The organism is Kovacikia sp. CALU 1929 (genome assembly GCF_056784235.1).
On record NZ_JBXBCF010000065.1, the window covers coordinates 37,293 to 56,379 of the forward strand.

Genomic DNA, 19,087 nt, shown 5'->3' on the forward strand with positions numbered 1-19,087 from the left:
CTCTCCCCCCTATGGTTCCGACCACCGCCGTAAATCCTGAGGACATTGAGGTTCAATTGCTCATAGAGGGCATTTATTATCACTATGGCTATGATTTCCGCAACTATGCCCCCGCTTCCTTAAAGCGGCGGATCCGTCACTTTCTCAATTTAGAGGGGTTTTCCACCATCTCTGCTCTGCAAGATCGGATTCTGCGCGATCGCACCTGTGTGGAACGGCTGCTCCTGAGTCTAACCGTGAACACAACGGCGATGTTTCGTGATCCCGGTTTCTACATCGCCTTTCGAGAGCAGGTGGTTCCCATCCTGCGCACCTATCCCTTCATTCGCATCTGGCACGCGGGCTGTTCCACCGGGCAAGAAGTCTATTCAATGGCAATCTTGCTGCAAGAAGCGGGAATTTATCATCGCTGTCGGCTGTATGGCACAGATGCGAATGAACAGGTGTTGCAAGCGGCTCGTACAGGAATTTATCCCTATAAGCAGATGCAGGAATACACCCACCTGTATCTGAAAGCGGGGGGGCAGCGTTCTTTTTCGGAATATTACACAGCCAATCATGGCAGCGCTATTTTTCGTCCCTCGTTGAAGGAGCATATTGTTTTTGGTCAACACAACCTGGTGACCGATCGCTCTTTTAATGAGTTCAATGTCATCATCTGTCGCAATGTGCTGATTTATTTCAACCAGACCTTGCAAAATCAGGTTCATGAGTTGTTCTATAACAGCCTTTGCAATTTTGGCATCTTAGGGCTGGGCAAACAGGAGACGATTCGGTTTACTGCCTATGAAAAATGCTATGAGGAACTCGCCAAATTAGAGAAGCTCTACAGGAGGCGCAGCTAGTGGCATTTGAGCTAGTCGCCATTGGTACTTCTCTGGGAGGATTATCCGCCTTAAAAATTGTGCTAAAAAGTTTAACGGGAGGATTTTCACCCGCCATTGCGATCGCTCAACACCGTCATAAAGAGTCGGATACTACCTTGAGTTCCTTTCTGCAACGATTTACAGAGCTTCCTATCCACGATGTTGAAGATAAGGAGAAAATCCTGCCGGGGCATGTTTATATGGCTCCAGCGGACTATCACTTGCTGGTGGAGCCGGGTCACTTTTCCCTATCGACCGATGAACCCGTTTCCTATGCCCGTCCGTCCATTGATGTTTTGCTGGAATCCGCTGCCGATGTCTATGGCAATCGCATGATTGCCGTGATCTTGACGGGGGCAAACGAGGATGGTGTTCAGGGGTTAGCGGCTGTTAAAGCGCGGGGAGGATTCACCATCGTGCAGGCACCCGAGACTGCCGAAAGTGCCATTCTGCCAAAAGCCGCGATCGCGGCTGTCCAGGTTGATTCTATTCTGCCCCTACCTTCCATTGCTCCCTATTTAGTCCATCTCTGTAATTCGGCTGGCTGGTGATTCATGGTGACTGAGTTTAGCGTCAACATCCTTCTGGTTGATGATCAGCCAGAAAACTTGCTGGCGTTGGAGGCAATCCTGGAGGAGTTGGGCGCAAATCTGATCAAGGCGGTGTCTGGGGAAGAAGCGCTCCGACGTCTGCTCTATCAAGATTTCGCCGTGATTTTGCTGGATGTGCAAATGCCCGAGCTGGATGGGTTTGAGGTTGCCACCCTGATCCGTCAACGCCAGCGATCGCAGGAAACCCCCATCATCTTTCTAACGGCATTTAGCACCAGTGAGCAGTTCATGTTTAAGGGGTATGCCCTGGGTGCGGTGGACTATTTGATGAAGCCGCTCGCAGCGCCCATTTTGAAGTCAAAGATTACCGTTTTTATTGATCTATTTAAGAAAACGGAAGCGTTGAAGCAAAAAACCGAAGCCTTGAAGCAAAAAACCCATGTGTTGCAACAGCAGACCGAACGGCTAGTTGCCCTCAATGCGGAACTCCAGCACAGTGAAGAACGGTTCCGCCTGTTAAGTGATTGTTCGCCCTTAGGGGTGTTTGTGACAAACCCTGACGGACAGTGCGTTTATACCAACCCCCGATTTCTCACGATCTGTGACAGCAACTCGAATTGGCAAGCAGACCAGACCTGGTTACAAGCGGTTCACGCGGCTGACCTCGCCGATGCTGAAACAACCTGGACTGCTTACCTCCAGAACGCGCAGGAATATTCCCAGGAGTTCAGGTTTCAACTCGATGATGGCAGTATCCGTTGGGTTCATATTCGTTCTGCCCGTATGCTGTCTCAGCAGGGCAAATTTCTGGGGCATGTGGGCACCCTGGAAGATGTGACTGGGCGCAGGCAGACAGAAGCCGCCAATGCTCAAATCATCCACGAGCAGTTGGCAAGGCAGGAGGCAGAAGCCGCCAACCGGATGAAAGATGAGTTCATTGCGATTCTGTCCCACGAACTGCGAACTCCGCTCAATTCTATGTTGGGTTGGTCCCGTCTGCTGCGTCACCGCAAATGTGATGAAATGACCACTGCCCGTGCCATTGAAACGATTGAGCGCAATGCCATTTCCCAGGCAAAGCTGATTGAAGACATTCTGGATGTTTCCCAGATTGTCCGAGGTCAGTTGCAACTGACTTGCCTGCCGATTAATTTGCGCCCCATCATTCAAGCGGCGCTGGAAACAGTGCAACCCCTGGCAGACGCAAAGGCGATCGCCCTCAAGGCGTACTTTACGGAGTCCTCAACTTGCCAAGTAATGGGTGATTCTGTCCGCCTGCAACAAGTCATCTGGAACCTTTTGACCAATGCCGTGAAATTCACCCCTGAGCAGGGAGTGGTTGAGGTCCGCCTGTCTGTGGTTGAGAACTTATCCCGCTGTGAGACTAACTGTGAGACTGAACCACCCATTCCTCAGCGCTATGCCCAAATCCAGGTCAGCGATACGGGCATTGGCATCAGTCCCGAATTTCTGCCCCATGTGTTTGACCGCTTTCGTCAGGCAGACAGCACCACCACTCGAACCTACGGAGGGTTGGGATTAGGATTGGCGATCGTCCGTTACCTGGTAGAACAGCTACAGGGAATGGTCAAGGTAGAAAGCCCTGGTGTTGGGCAGGGAACCACTTTCACCCTCAAATTTCCGTTATTGCAGATGGATAGTCAGAAAAGTAAAGGCAACGATACGAATCAGTTGCCCATTCTGCCTGCGACTCTACCGTTGGATCATATCCAGGTACTCATCGTTGATGATGATGAAGATACGCTGGGATTTCTGAGGTTTTTGCTTCAGAATCAAGGCGCGGTGGTCACAACGGCTACTTCTGCGGTTGAAACTTTATCAAAACTAGTCTCGCTCCAACCAGCTATTCTACTTTGCGACATCAGTATGCCGGATATGGATGGCTACACCCTGATGCATAAGATTAGAACGCAGCTACCTGACCCTCAGGCACAAATCCCAGCGATCGCCCTTACCGCCCACGCTGGACTATCTATCCAGGAACAAGCCCTTGCTGCTGGGTTTCAAAAACATTTACCCAAGCCCATTGAGCCAGAAACCTTAATCCAGGAAATCCTTCAATTAGTGACAACTTCAAACGAGTTGATGTCAGGTGTTGGGTGTTAACTTGCCCAGTCCCGCCTCAAACAACGACGGCTTCCCTAACTGCCAATGTCCGCAACTTTTGAGTATTCTCAACCAGACTTTCGGCAAAGGCATCCAATCGCTTAGAAAGATTTTCATCTCGCAGAGTGCCATCTTGCTCAAAGGCATTCCAAGCCTGACCGATCGCGACCTGCTCTGGAATCGTCCAGGCATGAATCCACCGCATAATCGTCCGCAAGTCGTTTAAGGCGTTGCTGTTAGATTGCCCTCCCAGCACACTGATAAAACCAGTCACTTTGCCCGTAAACTCTTCAAATCCCATCAGATCGAGGGCATTCTTCAGCACACCACTGATGCTGCCATGATATTCAGGGGTTGCCAAAATAATTCCATCTGCCCCCAGAACCGTCTGCCGAAGCTTTTCCACATCAGGATAGTCAGGATATTCCTTACTCCCATCACAGAAGGGAAGATTAAGCGTCCGTAAATCCACAATTTCAACCTCCGCTCCCAGCGCTTTAACACGCTCTACGGCTACTTTCAAAGCCTGATAGCTGAAGGAACCTGGTCTCAAGCTTCCAGCAATACCAATAATCTTGATCATAAGTCGAGGTCCTCATTCCGTTGGATTCATCTTGTTTGATCTTAAGTATAACTAATTCGTACCCGTTATGAGTATGACTTAGGTGAGGAGGAGGAGTGAGGAATACGGAGTTAGAATTGGGAGTTCAGGACGAAGGACGAAGGAAGCTGACACCTCACACATGACAACCTCATACCTGACACCTGACACCCGACTCTATGGAGAATCCTGCGACTCCACATTTAGCCGCCCAACGGGCGATTCGACATCAGGACCCGCATTGGGAGCAGCAGGCTTTGAGAACAGACCAAACAGGGGACCTAAGACCGCTCCAAAGGCAAAGCCGCCTGCGTGTGCCCAGTAAGCAATCCCACCCCCTTCCATGCCAACCATCGTCGGGGTGTTGAAGCTGGCGAAACTATAGAGTGCTTGTTGCACAAACCAGATGCCTAGAAAGACAACGGCAGGAACCTGTACGGTGGTAAAGAAAATAAAAATAGGAAGCAAAGTCAGGATTCTAACCTGGGGAAATCTCAGGATGTATGCGCCCATGACCCCTGCGATCGCCCCACTGGCACCTAACGATGGAATATCTGAGTCCGGTGCAATGTACCACTGGGCAAGGGAAGCTAAAACACCGCAGAGTAAGTAGAACAGCAGGTATCGAACTCGCCCCATCTGTTCTTCAACGTTATTGCCAAAGATCCAGAGGTAGAGCATGTTACCGCCCACATGGAGCAACCCTGCATGGAGAAATTGGGCAGTAATCAGGGTGCTGCTCTCTCGCAACACTGAAAATCCTGGATCGCCGTGGAAACTGGCAGTAAGCTGAGCCGGAACCACAGACCAGGTTCGGATAAATTCTTCTAAATGGGACGAACCCATCAAACTGGACTCAAATAGAAAAACTAGAATATTGATAGCAATCAACCCATAAGTCACATAAGGCGTAATCCGGGTTGGGTTGGCATCACGTAAAGGAACCACTGGCGTTCTCTCCGCTAATAGTCATTAACCATACTGAATGGACGGTATCCTATTCCAACCCAACCTTACGTCTGACCTGCGACAGGTTTTGCTCAAAAAAATTAATCGCCCGAATCCTCTGGGCTATTAGGTTGATAGCGAATTTTCAAGATCAGAATGATCAATGCAAAGATAAATGTCACCACATTAGCAAAAATGAGCGGGATATCTTGCTCAATCACTCCGTAAATCAGCCACAAAATGATTCCAATACAAAGGACGATCAACATGCTCCAGGAAAGATCATCGGCTGATTTGGTTTTCCAGGTTTTAATCAATTGCGGCAAATAGGCGATCGTCGTTAAAACGCCTGCGGTCAGCCCCAGCGTGGTGATGAAATTGATTTCCATCTCATAGGTCTCCTATCGGTCCTTCGTTGTCCAGATGTTGGTGAACATCATCAGCATTCCACCAAAGAAAACGGCGATCGCAAGCCCAGCAGGAACCGCCGTCATCCAATCAATGTTCTCCATCGTTCTCCTGAATTTAAATTAGGGACTTTGAATTTGAGGCTTCCATCATGCTATAGCGTTTTTGAATCCAGTGAGATACATGGATAGCCGCAAAACCCTTGAGTCAAATAGATGAGATGTACCTCACCCCGAAAGGAAACGCTACACAGCAACCACATAGAATTATTGCAGTAGCCATAGGCTTGAGATTAGCAATCGCAAAACCTCGTCACGTCTTTCTTTCACCTACTACCTGACCCCTGCTATCTGACACCTACTCATCCAACCACCATCACCAACTTTCCAATCATGCCGCCTGCTTCCAGCGTGCGGTGAGCATTGGCGGCTTCTGCCAGGGGAAAGATCTCGCTAACGTGAATTTTGAGTTCGCCTTTATCAATCAGTTGGGCGCACTGATCTAGGATTTTTGCCTGTGCCTTTTGCGCCTCAACCAAATTTTGCAGCATGGGGGTCAGCATCAATTCCAGGCTGATGCGCTGGTTGCGGGTGCGGGCGACTTTCCAGGGGGTGGATGGGTCCGGTTCCAGGATAGTGACCAGGTCGCCATAAATTTGAGTGGCGGCAAAGGATTTGCTTAAAGTATCACCCCCTACGGTGTCAAAGGTGACGGCAACGCCCTGCCCATTTGTCCAGTCGAGGGTTGCCTGCACAAAGTCAGTGGTTTTGTAGGGAATGGCTAAATCGGCTCCCAAACTGCGGACAAAGCCAACTTTGTCTGGGGTGCTGACGGTGGTACACACAGAGGCTCCCTGCACCTTTGCCAATTGGATAGCGACATGACCAACCCCACCTGACCCTGCATGGATTAGAACCCGCTGTCCGGGTTGAAGGCGGGCGCGATCGTAAAGCGCTTCCCAGGCAGTGATTAAAACTAAAGGCGCGGCGGCTGCCTCTGCAAAACTAATGGATGCCGGTTTACGGGCAGCAAATGCTTCATCCACAATCGCCCACGTCGCATAGTTTCCCGGATGTCCTCCAATACCGCCATTGCAGAAATAGACTTCATCCCCAGGACGAAACTTTTGGACAGCAGAACCCACCGCTTCCACAACACCTGCCCCGTCACAACCCAGGATGGCAGGCATCTGTTCTGGGAAGAAAGTGCCCCTTTGGCGAAGCTTGGTATCAATGGGGTTAATCCCTGCTGCCTTGAGCCGCACCAATACATCCGTGCTCCGACGTAGAACGGGATCTGGCACTTCTGCTATCTGCAAAACCTCTGGACTACCAGTACCCGTCATTAAAACAGCTTTCACAGTAGTTCTCCTGGTGCAGTGGAAGGTGGAGTAGGTGGTAGGGAAGAAGAGGCAAAAGGCAAAAGGCTTTTATTACCCGACCCCTGACCCCTCACTACTCCTGATACCCAATTGTGACAGGTTGATGAGGGTTATGCTCAACAGTCAAGCCCAATTAGAGGGCAACAGTCGTTGATAGGGAGAGCTATCATAGAATGCGCCCGCCGTTGACCGCCTTCTCCAAAAACCCTATCCCCTATCCCTTACCACCTGATACCTGACACCTATTAATGAAACTCCAACGAACTCCCCTAATTCTGCTCCTGGCTGCCCTGATTCTGGGTGGTGGGGTTCTCATTTATGAAACTCAAATTAGCCCGAAGCAGGAGGATGCTAAGGAAAACACGAACAAGTTGTTTTCTTTTAGGGAAGAGGATGTTCAGTCCTTGAGCCTGAAGACCCGCCAACAAACTCTTTCCTTTGAGAAGAAATCGGCGACAGAACTGACGACCAAGCCTAAAGAGTCAAAACCATCTTCCCCAGCGATCGCAAATGCGTTTGTTTGGAAGATGGTTGCACCAACAACTGCAACAGCAAATGATGCCTATGTTTCCTACCTGCTCAACCTGATGGCAACGGGTAGACCGGAACAGGCAATAACAGCCCCAGCGAAACAGAGAGCAGAGTTTGGGTTTGACCAGCCAATGGCGATCGCCGAGGTTAAACTCAAAAACCAGCAAACTCACTCGCTGGTACTGGGCAAACAAAATTTTGATGGTAGCGCTCTGTATGCCCAGGTGGACCCACCGACGGACCCTAATCAAGACCTGTCAGTTGTGCTGGTACCGACTGACTTTGAAAATGCTATCAACCGTCCCCTTTCTGAGTGGCAGGCTCCAGCAACAAAGCCAGACAAGAAGGAGTAATCACTCAACGAGCCGTGTCTCACAATGCCAAGCACAATTTGCCCTCATCTCCACCCCTCTCCCCAAGGAGAAGGGCTTTCAGACATTTACTGTCCCCTCTCCCATTGGGGGAGGGCTAGGGTGTAGCTTGCTTCCTGAAGGGTGGGCAGTTCTTGCAGGCACTTCAGCTAAGTCGCACATCGCATTAATAGCTAATACCAATTCTCTTTGAGGCTGCATAGAAGAAAGCCCGCTTAACAAAGAGTTTAAGTCCCTTGTTGAGTGCAAACTCATATTGAACTGGTATAACTTGCACTGTAGTATCAATTACCTGTAGCCCTATCTGTCAGGAAAAGAGACTTAAGTCCCTGGTTGCCTACGACTGGTTATCATGTTCTAATCTGATTGTCCGTAGCTTCAGTTTGGCTATTTTTTTAGGAATAACAACCCTTCAAATTTTGATTCCAAAAACCTGTAGGAACAAAACTACATGAAAAGTAACAATACAGAGCCAGATTCACTTAAGCAAGTCTTCGGATTAACTACACTCGTAATCTATGGTGTAGGCGATATTCTTGGGGCTGGCATCTATGCCGTAGTCGGTAAAATCGCAGGAATCTCTGGTTCTCTGGTTTGGCTATCTTTTCTGGTTGCTATGGTTGTCGCGGCGCTAACAGCCTTAAGCTATGCCGAACTCGGCAGCCGATTCCCTAAGAGTGGAGGGGTTGCTTACTTTGTGCAGAAAGCCTTCAAAACGGATTGGCTTTCCCTACTCGTTGGCTGGCTGATGTTTTGTACGTGCGTTGTTTCAATGGCAACGCTCTCAAAAGCCTTCGCTGGCTACCTTAATACGTTTGCTCCAGCGCTCCCACCCAATTTAATTGTGATTGCCCTGTTTGCGGCACTGGCATTTGTCAATTTTCGGGGGATGGAGGAATCATCAGCCCTCAACATATTTTGCACGGTACTTGAAGTTTCGGGGTTGCTGATTGTCATATTCGTATCAACTTTCTTCTTGTTAGGGGGCGCAGACTCCAATAATGCTGCAACAATAGCTGCACCCCTGTCTTCCTCAGGAAATGTTTTGCTCCCCGTCCTTCAGGGAGCAGCACTTGCCTTCTACGCATTTATTGGGTTTGAGGACATTGTCAATGTTTCAGAAGAGGTGAAAAACCCTGGGCGCACAGTGCCAAGAGCTATTTTGTTGGCTTTAAGCATTGCTGGAGTAATTTATATTGTGGTTTCCTGGCTGTCAGCTCAGGTGTTAAGTCCTGCTGAACTTCAGGCTTCTCAAGCACCTTTGCTGGATGTGGTAAAGCGTGCCCAACCTAACTTTCCATCCTTGCTCTTCACTCTCATTGCACTGTTTGCAGTCCTCAACACAGCACTGCTCAATTTCGTGACCGCTTCACGCTTACTGTTTGGCATGGCGCGAGAAGGGTTACTACCCGCCTGGTTGGGGAAACTACATGCCCGTCGCGCAACTCCCTACCGTACTTTGCTAGTAATTCTGCCGATTGTTATCTTGCTTGCGCTTTCGGGGACGCTCCAATTTCTTGCAGGGACTACCGCAACTTTGATTCTTTTAATGTTTTGCCTGGTCAATATATCCTTAGTTGTGATTAAGCGCCGAGAACACCAAACGGAAGGGTTTCGTGTTCCTTCTTTTATTCCACTCCTGGCACTTGTTTCTAATCTTACTTTGATGGCGGTTGCTACACGCGAGAGCCATTTACTGGCATCAGGTTTTGTGGGTGTAGGCTTACTTCTTGTCTTAATTCATCAAATATTAAGCAACCGTATGAAAAGAGCTTAAAAGCGTGGTACATCTTGATGCCTTCGCGGTGTCTTCTCAACCAACTCAGTAGCTCGGCGTAAGTTCAGCAACCCTTGTTCAGCCATGCTCAGAGCCATGTTCAGACCGTGAGGAGTATGGAAGAGTAAGTTCGTCCGGGAAATAAGAACAGATGTTTGAACAACTCCCTATTTTCCAACAGGTCTATAATTAGCCCGCCCGCACTAATAGTCTGCCAAGCAGATTTTGAAGGGTTTGCAACCCTTCAAAATCTCGCAAATTGGTTTTTCTAGGTTTAGATTACCTGGTAAAGTTCCTTTGGTGAGCCGCTAGATGAAATCAACTATCCATTAGCTATTATCTAGTTAGCCAACTGAAGCTACTATCCGGGTTTCCTCTTCCTTCGAGATCAGGCGACCTTCATCTTCAAATCCGGTAATCTGGTCAAAGTTGAGGTACCGGTAGAGGTTGGCAGCAAACGGATCAATTTTCCGAGTGACAATCTTCTTATACTCTTCTACTGTGGGAATTCTTCCCAGAAGGGCGCAGACTGCTGCCAGTTCTGCCGAACCCAGATAAACCTGTGCCCCTTTGCCCATACGGTTATTAAAGTTACGGGTCGAAGTTGAGAAAACAGTCACGCCATCTGCGACCCGTGCCTGGTTGCCCATGCAAAGAGAGCATCCTGGCATTTCGGTTCTGGCTCCAGCGGCGGCGAAGATGCCGTAGTAGCCTTCTTCTCGCAGTTGCTTTTCGTCCATCCGGGTGGGGGGACAAATCCACAGACGTACCTTTGCTGGTCCGTCACCCTCCAGCACCTTAGCGGCAGCACGGTAATGCCCAATATTAGTCATGCAGGAACCAATGAAAACTTCATGGATGGGATCCCCGGCACACTCAGACATCAGCTTGATGTTATCTGGATCATTGGGAGCCGCCAGCAGCGGTTCTTTAATCTGATCCAGATCCACTTCAATCACGTCGGCATATTCCGCATCGCGATCGCCAGCCATTAAAGAGGGATTTGCCAACCACTGCTCCATTTTGGCAACCCGACGCAAAATTGTGCGGGCATCCCCATAACCACGGGCAACCATATTTTTTAGCAATGCCACATTAGAGCGCAAATACTCAGCAACGGTGTCAGTGCTGAGTTTGATTGTACATCCCGCTGCCGATCGCTCCGCTGTAGCATCCGTCAATTCAAACGCTTGCTCCAGCTTCAGGTCAGGCAACCCCTCCATCTCAATGATTTTGCCGGAATATACGTTCTGCTTGTTTTCTTTGGCAACCGTCAGCTTGCCCTGCTGCATGGCAACGTAGGGAATTGCATTCACAATATCCCGCAGGGTGACACCCGATTGCAGGCTCCCTTTGAAACGCACCAGCACAGATTCGGGCATATCCAGCGGCATCACACCCAGAGCTGCCGCAAAAGCCACTAAGCCAGAACCAGCCGGAAAAGAGATTCCTAATGGAAAACGGGTATGGGAGTCGCCACCTGTACCGACCGTATCCGGCAGCAGCATCCGGTTAAGCCAGGAGTGGATGATGCCATCTCCAGGGCGGAGGGAAACACCGCCACGGGAATTGATGAAATCAGGAAGATCTTTGTGGGTATTGATATCTACGGGTTTGGGGTATGCCGCTGTGTGGCAGAAGCTTTGCATCACCAGATCGGCACCAAAACCGAGACAGGCAAGTTCCTTCAGTTCGTCGCGGGTCATCGGTCCAGTCGTGTCCTGGGAACCGACGGTAGTCATGACGGGTTCGCAATAAGTTCCAGGACGTACACCCGGTAGACCACAGGCTTTACCCACCATTTTCTGTGCCAGGGTGAAGCCTTTACCCGTATCAACGGGCATCTGAGGACGGGTGAAAATTGGGCTGGGTTCTAAGCCCATGACTGCGCGGGTTTTATCGGTGAGAGTGCGCCCAATCAGCAGGGGAATTCTACCGCCTGCCCGAACTTCATCCAGGATTGTATCTGGCTTCAGCTTGAAGGTGGCAATCACTTCACCAGTTTGATTCGTGATTTCGCCTCTGTAGGGGTAGAGGGTGATCAGGTCCCCCGTCTCCATCTGAGTGACATCACACTCAATTGGTAGAGCACCGGAGTCTTCAGCGGTGTTGAAGAAGATGGGCGCGATTTTACCGCCCAAAATATAACCCCCTGTACGTTTGTTAGGGACGCAGGGAATGTCTTCCCCAATGTGCCAGAGGACTGAGTTAATCGCTGATTTGCGGGAGGATCCAGTTCCTACTACGTCGCCCACATAGGCAACGGGATACCCTTTGGTCTTCAGTTCCGCAATCGTGTCTAGACCTCCCGGCATCCGGGTTTCCAGCATGACGGTTGCGTGGAGGGGAATATCTGGGCGGGTGGTGGCATGGGGAGCAGGGGACAGGTCATCGGTGTTGGTTTCCCCGATCACCTTGAACACTGTGACAGTAATCGATTCGGGTAGTTCGGGGCGACTGGTAAACCATTCCGCCTCTGCCCAGGAATTCATCACCTGTTTGGCGTAGGCATTCCCCTGCTCTGCTAGTTCCTGAACATCGTGGAAGGCATCATAGACTAATAGAGTTTTGCTTAAAGCCGCGATCGCCGTCTCTGCCAGTTCCCCATTCCCAGTCTGAAGCAATTCAATCAGCGCGTGGACGTTGTAGCCACCCATCATGGTGCCCAGGAGTTCAACGGCATATTTAGGGGAAACCATGGGGCTAGTGATTTCACCTTTCGAAATTGCTGTTAAAAACCCTGCCTTCACATAGGCTGCCTGGTCTACGCCGGGGGGGATGCGATCGCACAGTAGCTCAACCAAAAATGCTTCTTCCCCAGAGGGTGGCTGTTTTAGCAACTCACACAGATCAGAAGTTTGCTGGGCGCTGAGGGGAAGGGGGGGAATGCCTAATTGGGCGCGATCGGCAACATGTTGGCGATAGGATTCAAGCATAGTAGGGTCTCGTTTTTGATGGATAGCTTCCAGTTAGAGATGTTAGTGATCGAGCATTTGCATCACCTGCATAAGGTACTTCCGCTGAACCGTGTTTGCGGTTGGGAATGATACCTAATTGACGCAACCTTGAGTTTACAGCGTCAGGCTAATCTGGCAAAACCTCAGCCAAAGCACCTGTTCTGTAGGGTGCATTGATGCCTTTCTGATTGCTCCTTCACCAACTCCAGCCGATCGCCCTAACATCCTGCAATTGCTGGTATCCCTCGATCAGCGATCGCTCTTACTCATTTAACCTCTGCAATTCATCGAAAGCCTCCTGGAGGATAATGCAGCACCAGCGATGTTCCCTAGAGCAGAGTGACTACTTACAGGCGAAAATTGGATAGGCTGACCGACTTTGCCCTCCAAACTCCGCTCTGCCTCAACCAGGGGTGCCAAACTTAATCCCCTGTCCAATAAGGCTTTACCAGGATTAACCAAGACTCAACCCTTAATCGGAAAAGGCTCTGGATAGGCTGTAAGACTAAATCTAAGAGTCATCCCGCTCTGTTAAGGAGTCCTCGTGGTTTGTCCATAACAGCTCATTGTTAGAAGGTTCTGATTCTTCTTCTGGACTGGTATCGAGCGACTGAGTCACAAATGGCAAAAAGGCACCCTTAAGCCCCCGTTTGATGCGATCAGGCGTTCCTTCAAACACAACAAACAGTGGGTAAATGTTGTCTGCTCCTTCACTCAAAATGTGGCGGTAACGCAGAGGCATGTTCCATTCATAGCCTTGACTGAGCGAAACTTGAGTTTGTCTCCATCGCCCTAATAAATCAGAAAAGTCTTCTTCAGGACGATGGATAAAGATAAAAATCTCCACTCCTGTCTTTATCTTCCACTCAGGATCACACATTAAGATGGCAATGTCGCAAGCGAGGCAAAGGCTCTCACTAATCGAAGTACCAGCTCTGCCCTGCCCAGGTTGGGCAACGGAGCTACGGCGCTTGATGATCGGTAGGGGAATCGTGATCAGGCTTTCCCCAGGACGGCGCATACTGGGTAACAATTCCAGATAAGGACGATACCGCTTCAGCAGGGCGATGGCCGCCTCAGCGTTACTGTACTCAGCCAGCAACTCTTCATAGTGGTTTTGCTTGACCGACATGCTTATTAACCCAACTTCTCAAACACAGCGAACATGGGCAGATACATTGACAGCAGAATCGAACCCACCATTCCTCCTAGGAAAATGATCATGATGGGTTCCATAATGCTGGTTAGGGCTTTCACTGCCTGCTCTACTTCATCTTCATAAAAGTCCGCCACTTTCATCAGCATCTTATCGATTTCCCCGGTTTCCTCACCAATGCTAATCATCTGAATCGCCATCAGCGGGAAGACCTGTTCCTTCTGTAGGGCAATACTGATCAAGCCCCCAGTTTGAATTTCGCGCCGCGCTTCATCGACCGCATTCGCAATCACCTGATTACCTGCCGTGTCTCGTACAATTTCCAGACAAGTCAGAATGGGAACCCCCGAACGGGTCAATGCTCCAAAGGTGCGGCAAAAACGAGCAGTTGCTGTTTTTTGAATCAGATCGCCAAACAAAGGCATTTTGAGAAACAGACGATCCATCGTCTCCCTACCCGCTCGCGTTTTGTAGTACTGTCTGTAGGCAAAAATCACAACGGGAATCAGAATAATCAGGATCAGGACATTTGGACTTCGGAGGAATTCACTGATGTTCAACATCATCTGTGTAAATGCCGGAAGTTCCGTCCCAATCTCCTTAAAAATGCCAGCAAAAACGGGCAGCAGAAAGATTGTCATAGCAAGGAAAATAACCGTTGCCAGGAAGCCAACCGTTATTGGGTATGCCATTGCAGACTTGATCTGGTTTTGCAAGCGGGCAATATCTTCCAGTAGTTTTGCCAGACGGTTTAATACTTCATCCAGCACCCCACCCACTTCGCCTGCCTGAATCATGCTGGTGTAAAGGTTGTCAAAGCATTGGGGGTGTTTTCGCATGGCATCGGAAAGGTTCATCCCCTGTTGCACATCAGCACTGATGTCCATCAAGGCATTTTTCAGTTTAGGGTTCTGGCATTGCTCAGAAAGTACCCCTAAACCCCTTACCATAGCCACCCCAGCATTCACCAGTGCGGCGAACTGACGCGAAAAAACGGCTTTATCCTTCACAGTGACCGAAGTCATGGAAGTCTGAAACTTCTTCATATCGAAGTTCATGGACAGACCTTCATCCTGCTTCAGCTCTTGGATAAAAAGCCCTTTCTCGCGCAGAGCAGTCCGTGCGTCCGAAATGGTTTCAGCAACGATTTTCTCTCTCCGGGCATTCCCTTTAGCGTCTTGAACGCGGGCAACGAAGGTAGGCATAGCAGATACCTGGATGGAACGAATGAGTGACCTGGAAGATCCAAAACAAAAGTTAAATGTCAAATAAATGAGGGACTGGGAACGCAATCAATGGTTGGTTATGGGTGCTTAGAGCTTTGACGAATCGCCATTCAATCACGGATTTAAAGAAACTAAATCAGCTCTAAAGGCAACTGTGTCAAAGCAAAGGCGACTCATCAATTGTTCTATCATGCACACTAAAACGGTGTTGGCGAATAGTGTAAAGAATTGTAATCAGACTGGTACTATCGCCTTCTCAAACAATGTTCTTAAGCATCCCCCCGATCTTTCCGCCAGAACCGAATGCTGGGTTAGAAAGATCGGGGGGGATTGCTCTAACGTCTTGCTGCCATACCTGCTTGAGCGGCTCCCGCCGGAGATCCCCCAATCAAGCGCTGGAGTTCATCGGGGCGTGAAGTCTTAGACATGGCTGACTCAAAGGTAATTAGTCCTGCCTTGTATTGGTCAGATAGGACTTTCTCCAAGGTCTGCATCCCTAACTTACCGCCGGTCTGAATAGCAGAATAAATTTGAGCTGTTTTCCCTTCTCGAATCAGGTTAGAGATAGCAGGGGTCACAATCATGATTTCCTGAGCCATAATTCGACCGTACTCACCCGGTTTCGGATTTTTCTTGGAAACCAGGGTTTGGCTGAAGACTGCCACCAGGGAGTTAGAAAGCTGAACCCTTACCTGGGTTTGCCGTTCAGCCGGAAACACATCAATCATCCGGTCTACGGTTTGAGCGGCTGAACTGGTGTGCAATGTACCAAAGACGAGGTGCCCTGTTTCTGCGGCAGAGATTGCCAGTGAAATGGTTTCCAAGTCACGCATCTCACCCACCAGAACGATGTCGGGGTCTTCCCGCAGTGCTGCCCTTAGAGCGTTCGCAAAACTTTTGGTGTCTTCTCCCAGTTGGCGCTGGTGAACCAGGCTTTTGATTGGCTCGTAAACGAACTCAATTGGATCTTCAATTGTGAGGATATGCTCTGCCCGGGTGCGATTGATCAGGTCGATCATGGCAGCCAGGGTTGTAGTTTTACCAGAGCCGGTTGGTCCGGTTACTAGAATCAAGCCTCTCGGTTTTTCAGACATTTCCCGAACCACATCGGGAAGCCCCAGCTTATCGAAGTTAGGAATTTTGGAACTGAGTGCCCGCAGACAAGCAGCATAGGTGCCCCGGTCTTTATAAACGTTGACCCGGAACCGAGCCAAACCTCTGACGCCGTAGGAACAGTCCAGTTCCCAGTTTTGCTCCAGGTTTTTACGCTGGGTATTGTTCAGCATGCTGAAAATGAGTCTCTGGCATTCCTCGGCGGTGAGCGACTGATCGCCGATCGGCTGCAAGTGACCACTGATCCGGAAGTAAGGCGGAAGACCGGCTGTCAGGTGCAGGTCGGAGCCGCCCATTTCAATTAGCTGCTCCATCAGGTCTTCAATCATTAATTCCATGAGGCTTGCTCCTTTGGCGATTGGGTATTCAGAATGCTGTTTTGGCTAATACTGTTTTGGCTAATAGTATAGATAACCGACTACATGATGATGGAGGATTGGCTGCACTGCCGGACTCAGGACTTTAAAACCTTAGTCTACCCAACCGAGCTTGGGTCGTTTCAGGCGGAGCGATCGCCATAAATTCGGGGTCTATTGCCATCTGACTGACGATATACCTGATCCTGCTATGCCTAATCCTGGAAACGGGGTGTCATACAGTAGGGGCAATCTAGCCATTCCTGCTTCAGATCGGCATTGCAGGTTTTGCAGGAAAGAGAGGATTTCCGTTTTGCTCTTAATTCAGATTCCAGTCCAGTATCGGTAAAGGTGACTCGTTCAACCTCCTCCAACGTGCTATAGCCAGTCCGAACCAGGTTCAGACTGTATGCCAGCAGAGTTTGCATTCCTTCCTCAACCGCCACTTCTTTAATATTGTCGGTGGGGGCACCCTGGTTAATCATGGTTTGCAGACGTTCTGTAACGCGCATGACTTCGTAAACCCCACAGCGTCCTTTATAGCCAACTCCGCCACATTTGGGACAAAGCTCGTTTTTAGCTCTTGCTTCTTGAACCTCATTGGGTAAGAGGGTATTGGCTTTGTAAAGCGTGAGTTCACCATCTCTCGCAGCAGACAGTCCAAATCTAGCCAGTTCTTCTCTAGAGGGGCTGTAGGGGATGCGGCACTCATCGCACACCCGCCGCACCAGACGTTGGGCAACTACACCGATCAGCGCCCCGGACACCATGAAGGGTTCAACGCCCATTTCGTCCAGACGGGCGATCGCCCCAGCGGCATCATTTGTGTGCAGGGTCGTCAAAACCAGGTGTCCTGTGAGGGCTGCCTCAATCGCTGTTTTTGCTGTCTCCCGGTCGCGCGTCTCACCCACCAGAATCACATCCGGATCTTGCCGCAGGAAAGCCCTCAAGATAGCCGCAAAGTCCAGTCCCTTTTCCCGGATAACTTGCACCTGGGTCAATCCTGGCAGGGTATATTCAATTGGGTCTTCAGCGGTACTGATGTTGACACCTGGATCATTTCTTTCCGCCAGAGCAGAGTAGAGCGTTGTCGTTTTACCAGACCCTGTTGGACCCGTCACCAGAATCAGTCCAAACGGTCGGCGCACCATTTCTTGAACAATTTGGAGTGATTCTGGGTCTGCAATCAGCTTATCTAAACCAAGCTGAGTCGCTGAGTTATCCAAAATTCGGAGTACCACCTTCTCCCCATAACGGCTGGGAAGGGTGTTAACCCGGAAATCAATTTTGCGTCCGTCGTAAATTCGGCGAATTCGTCCATCCTGGGGCGATCGGCGTTCAGCAATGTCCAGTTGAGCAATGATTTTGAAGCGGGCGGTCACGGCAGGGATGATCTTTTTAGGAAATGGATCAAAGGCTTGTCGCAATACCCCATCTTTGCGGAACCGAACCCGCAGGTACTCTTCTTGAGGTTCAATGTGGATATCGGAAACGCCCTCCTGAAGGGCTTTAATCATAATCTTGTTGACGAGGGCAATCACCGGAGCCGCTTCAGCATCCGCAACATCTAAGTTGGCATCGGCTTCATCAGGGGCATCTTGCAAATCAAGGTAGCCTAGCTCTTCCAGATCCGATTGAACGTCAACCTTCTCCTCCTGCTCTTTTTGTCGCTGGCGCTCAACTTGCTCATCTAGATAGCGGTTAATTAGCCGCTGAAAGTCTTCAGACGTAATCACGAGACGTTGTAGGGATAACCCTTGGGGACGCAGAATCCGATTCAGATCATCCTGTGCCCCCAGGTTATCTGGGTCAACCATTGCGACCAGCACGCTACGGGCTTCATCGTTCTTTGAGAGGGGAACCAGACGATAGCGACGGCACAGATCAATGGAAATCAGGTTATCAATCAACTCACTGACCTGGCTGGTCGAAATTTGACTAATTTCCGGATCGAGCGACTCTACGCCGTAAAGAATTTTGAGTTCAAAAAGTTGTTGCTTCTTGTACTGGCGGAGCAGATCGGGCGGTAGTTGCTGCCCGGTAATAGACTCCAGTACATCAGTCAAAGACTTACCGGTCTTACGACTTTCAATCAGAGCCTGCTGCATCTGCTCGTTATTGACGTAGCCAGACTGAATCAGCTTATTGCCGAACGGAGAAAAATTGTTCTGGACGACAAGAGCGCGACGCGACGATGAGGAGTTAGTCATAGCGGAGGTATAGAGTAATGCCGTTTTACTAGAATATTCCCAAAAAATCCAGAAAGAACCGTCTTGCCTTAGAGAAGCTCAGTACTCTATGGCAGGGTAGCGGATGAAAAGGTCTTAGCCTAAAGGATAGTCGAACTGAAATCACCATGAACGACCAAAACTCTAGCAATTCTCAAGTAAGCGGAGAACAGCCCGGTCAAGTCAAGAAGTAGTGGAAACCAGGGTGTGCCGCCGTTGAGTGAAAACCGCTGTCAATTGGCTAGGCTGTCAATCGCATATTAAAGAATGTTTGAGCTTTTCCCAAGATGATAGCTTCCGAAGACGGCTGCTTCAGGTGTTTGAGATACAAATCGTTGCCTACGGATGGGTTTTAGGAGATGGGCAGAGCTTTAGAATGGCCACCTTTGACGAGTGTTTTGGAGAATTTAAGGTAACCTGAAGGTTAAATGATAAACGATGGCAATTAACTGGCTGAAGCGGGTTTCTTAATCCTTGCGATCGCTTCATT

14 protein-coding genes are annotated in these 19,087 nt (G+C 49.7%); 5 read left to right on the top strand and 9 right to left on the bottom strand.

Annotated features, from left to right (window positions below):
* Positions 1-11 precede the first annotated feature (11 nt).
* The 3 genes from AC1S52_RS11835 to AC1S52_RS11845 are packed head-to-tail and all read left to right on the top strand — an operon-like array spanning position 12 to position 3,544.
* Positions 12-845: a CheR family methyltransferase gene (locus AC1S52_RS11835; RefSeq protein ID WP_482029210.1), complete on the top strand. Its 834-nt coding sequence runs from the start codon at positions 12-14 to the stop codon at positions 843-845.
* Positions 845-1,417, top strand: coding sequence for a chemotaxis protein CheB (locus AC1S52_RS11840; protein ID WP_482029211.1), 573 nt, complete (start codon positions 845-847; stop codon positions 1,415-1,417). The genes AC1S52_RS11835 and AC1S52_RS11840 overlap by 1 nt, the downstream gene beginning before the upstream one ends.
* A 3-nt stretch (positions 1,418-1,420) precedes the next feature.
* Entirely contained in the window at positions 1,421-3,544 is a 2,124-nt protein-coding gene (locus tag AC1S52_RS11845; RefSeq protein WP_482029212.1) for a hybrid sensor histidine kinase/response regulator, read from the top strand.
* Between the two features lie 16 nt (positions 3,545-3,560).
* Here AC1S52_RS11845 and AC1S52_RS11850 read toward each other — a convergent pair whose 3' ends face one another.
* The 4 genes from AC1S52_RS11850 to AC1S52_RS11865 form a co-directional block, all read right to left on the bottom strand.
* A complete protein-coding gene (locus AC1S52_RS11850) occupies positions 3,561-4,127 on the bottom strand; it encodes an NADPH-dependent FMN reductase (RefSeq protein WP_482029213.1) in 567 nt (188 codons plus the stop codon).
* A 195-nt stretch (positions 4,128-4,322) separates the two neighbouring features.
* Positions 4,323-5,093, bottom strand: a complete 771-nt coding sequence (locus AC1S52_RS11855; RefSeq protein WP_482029214.1) for a rhomboid family intramembrane serine protease — start codon at positions 5,091-5,093, stop codon at positions 4,323-4,325.
* A gap of 101 nt (positions 5,094-5,194) precedes the next feature.
* The gene (locus tag AC1S52_RS11860; RefSeq protein ID WP_482029215.1) at positions 5,195-5,482 is read right to left on the bottom strand and encodes a SemiSWEET family sugar transporter; all 288 of its coding nucleotides are present in this window, start codon (positions 5,480-5,482) and stop codon (positions 5,195-5,197) included.
* A gap of 380 nt (positions 5,483-5,862) precedes the next feature.
* A complete protein-coding gene (locus AC1S52_RS11865) occupies positions 5,863-6,861 on the bottom strand; it encodes a zinc-dependent alcohol dehydrogenase family protein (protein WP_482029216.1) in 999 nt (332 codons plus the stop codon).
* Positions 6,862-7,130: 269 nt separating this feature from the next.
* Between AC1S52_RS11865 and AC1S52_RS11870 the strand changes: the two genes are divergently transcribed.
* Positions 7,131-7,766, top strand: coding sequence for a DUF4340 domain-containing protein (locus AC1S52_RS11870; protein WP_482029217.1), 636 nt, complete (start codon positions 7,131-7,133; stop codon positions 7,764-7,766).
* A gap of 469 nt (positions 7,767-8,235) precedes the next feature.
* Positions 8,236-9,561, top strand: a complete 1,326-nt coding sequence (locus AC1S52_RS11875; protein ID WP_482029218.1) for an APC family permease — start codon at positions 8,236-8,238, stop codon at positions 9,559-9,561.
* Between the two features lie 344 nt (positions 9,562-9,905).
* Here the strand turns inward: AC1S52_RS11875 and acnB are convergent, their stop codons facing one another.
* From acnB to AC1S52_RS11900, 5 genes are all read right to left on the bottom strand, one after another.
* Positions 9,906-12,497: a bifunctional aconitate hydratase 2/2-methylisocitrate dehydratase gene (gene acnB / locus AC1S52_RS11880; protein ID WP_482029219.1), complete on the bottom strand. Its 2,592-nt coding sequence runs from the start codon at positions 12,495-12,497 to the stop codon at positions 9,906-9,908.
* A 532-nt stretch (positions 12,498-13,029) separates the two neighbouring features.
* A complete protein-coding gene (locus AC1S52_RS11885) occupies positions 13,030-13,650 on the bottom strand; it encodes a hypothetical protein (protein WP_482029220.1) in 621 nt (206 codons plus the stop codon).
* A gap of 5 nt (positions 13,651-13,655) precedes the next feature.
* Entirely contained in the window at positions 13,656-14,879 is a 1,224-nt protein-coding gene (locus AC1S52_RS11890) for a type II secretion system F family protein (protein WP_482029221.1), read from the bottom strand.
* 356 nt (positions 14,880-15,235) lie between these two features.
* Entirely contained in the window at positions 15,236-16,351 is a 1,116-nt protein-coding gene (locus tag AC1S52_RS11895) for a type IV pilus twitching motility protein PilT (protein WP_482029222.1), read from the bottom strand.
* Between the two features lie 233 nt (positions 16,352-16,584).
* Positions 16,585-18,579, bottom strand: coding sequence for a GspE/PulE family protein (locus tag AC1S52_RS11900; RefSeq protein ID WP_482029223.1), 1,995 nt, complete (start codon positions 18,577-18,579; stop codon positions 16,585-16,587).
* Positions 18,580-19,087 lie beyond the last annotated feature (508 nt).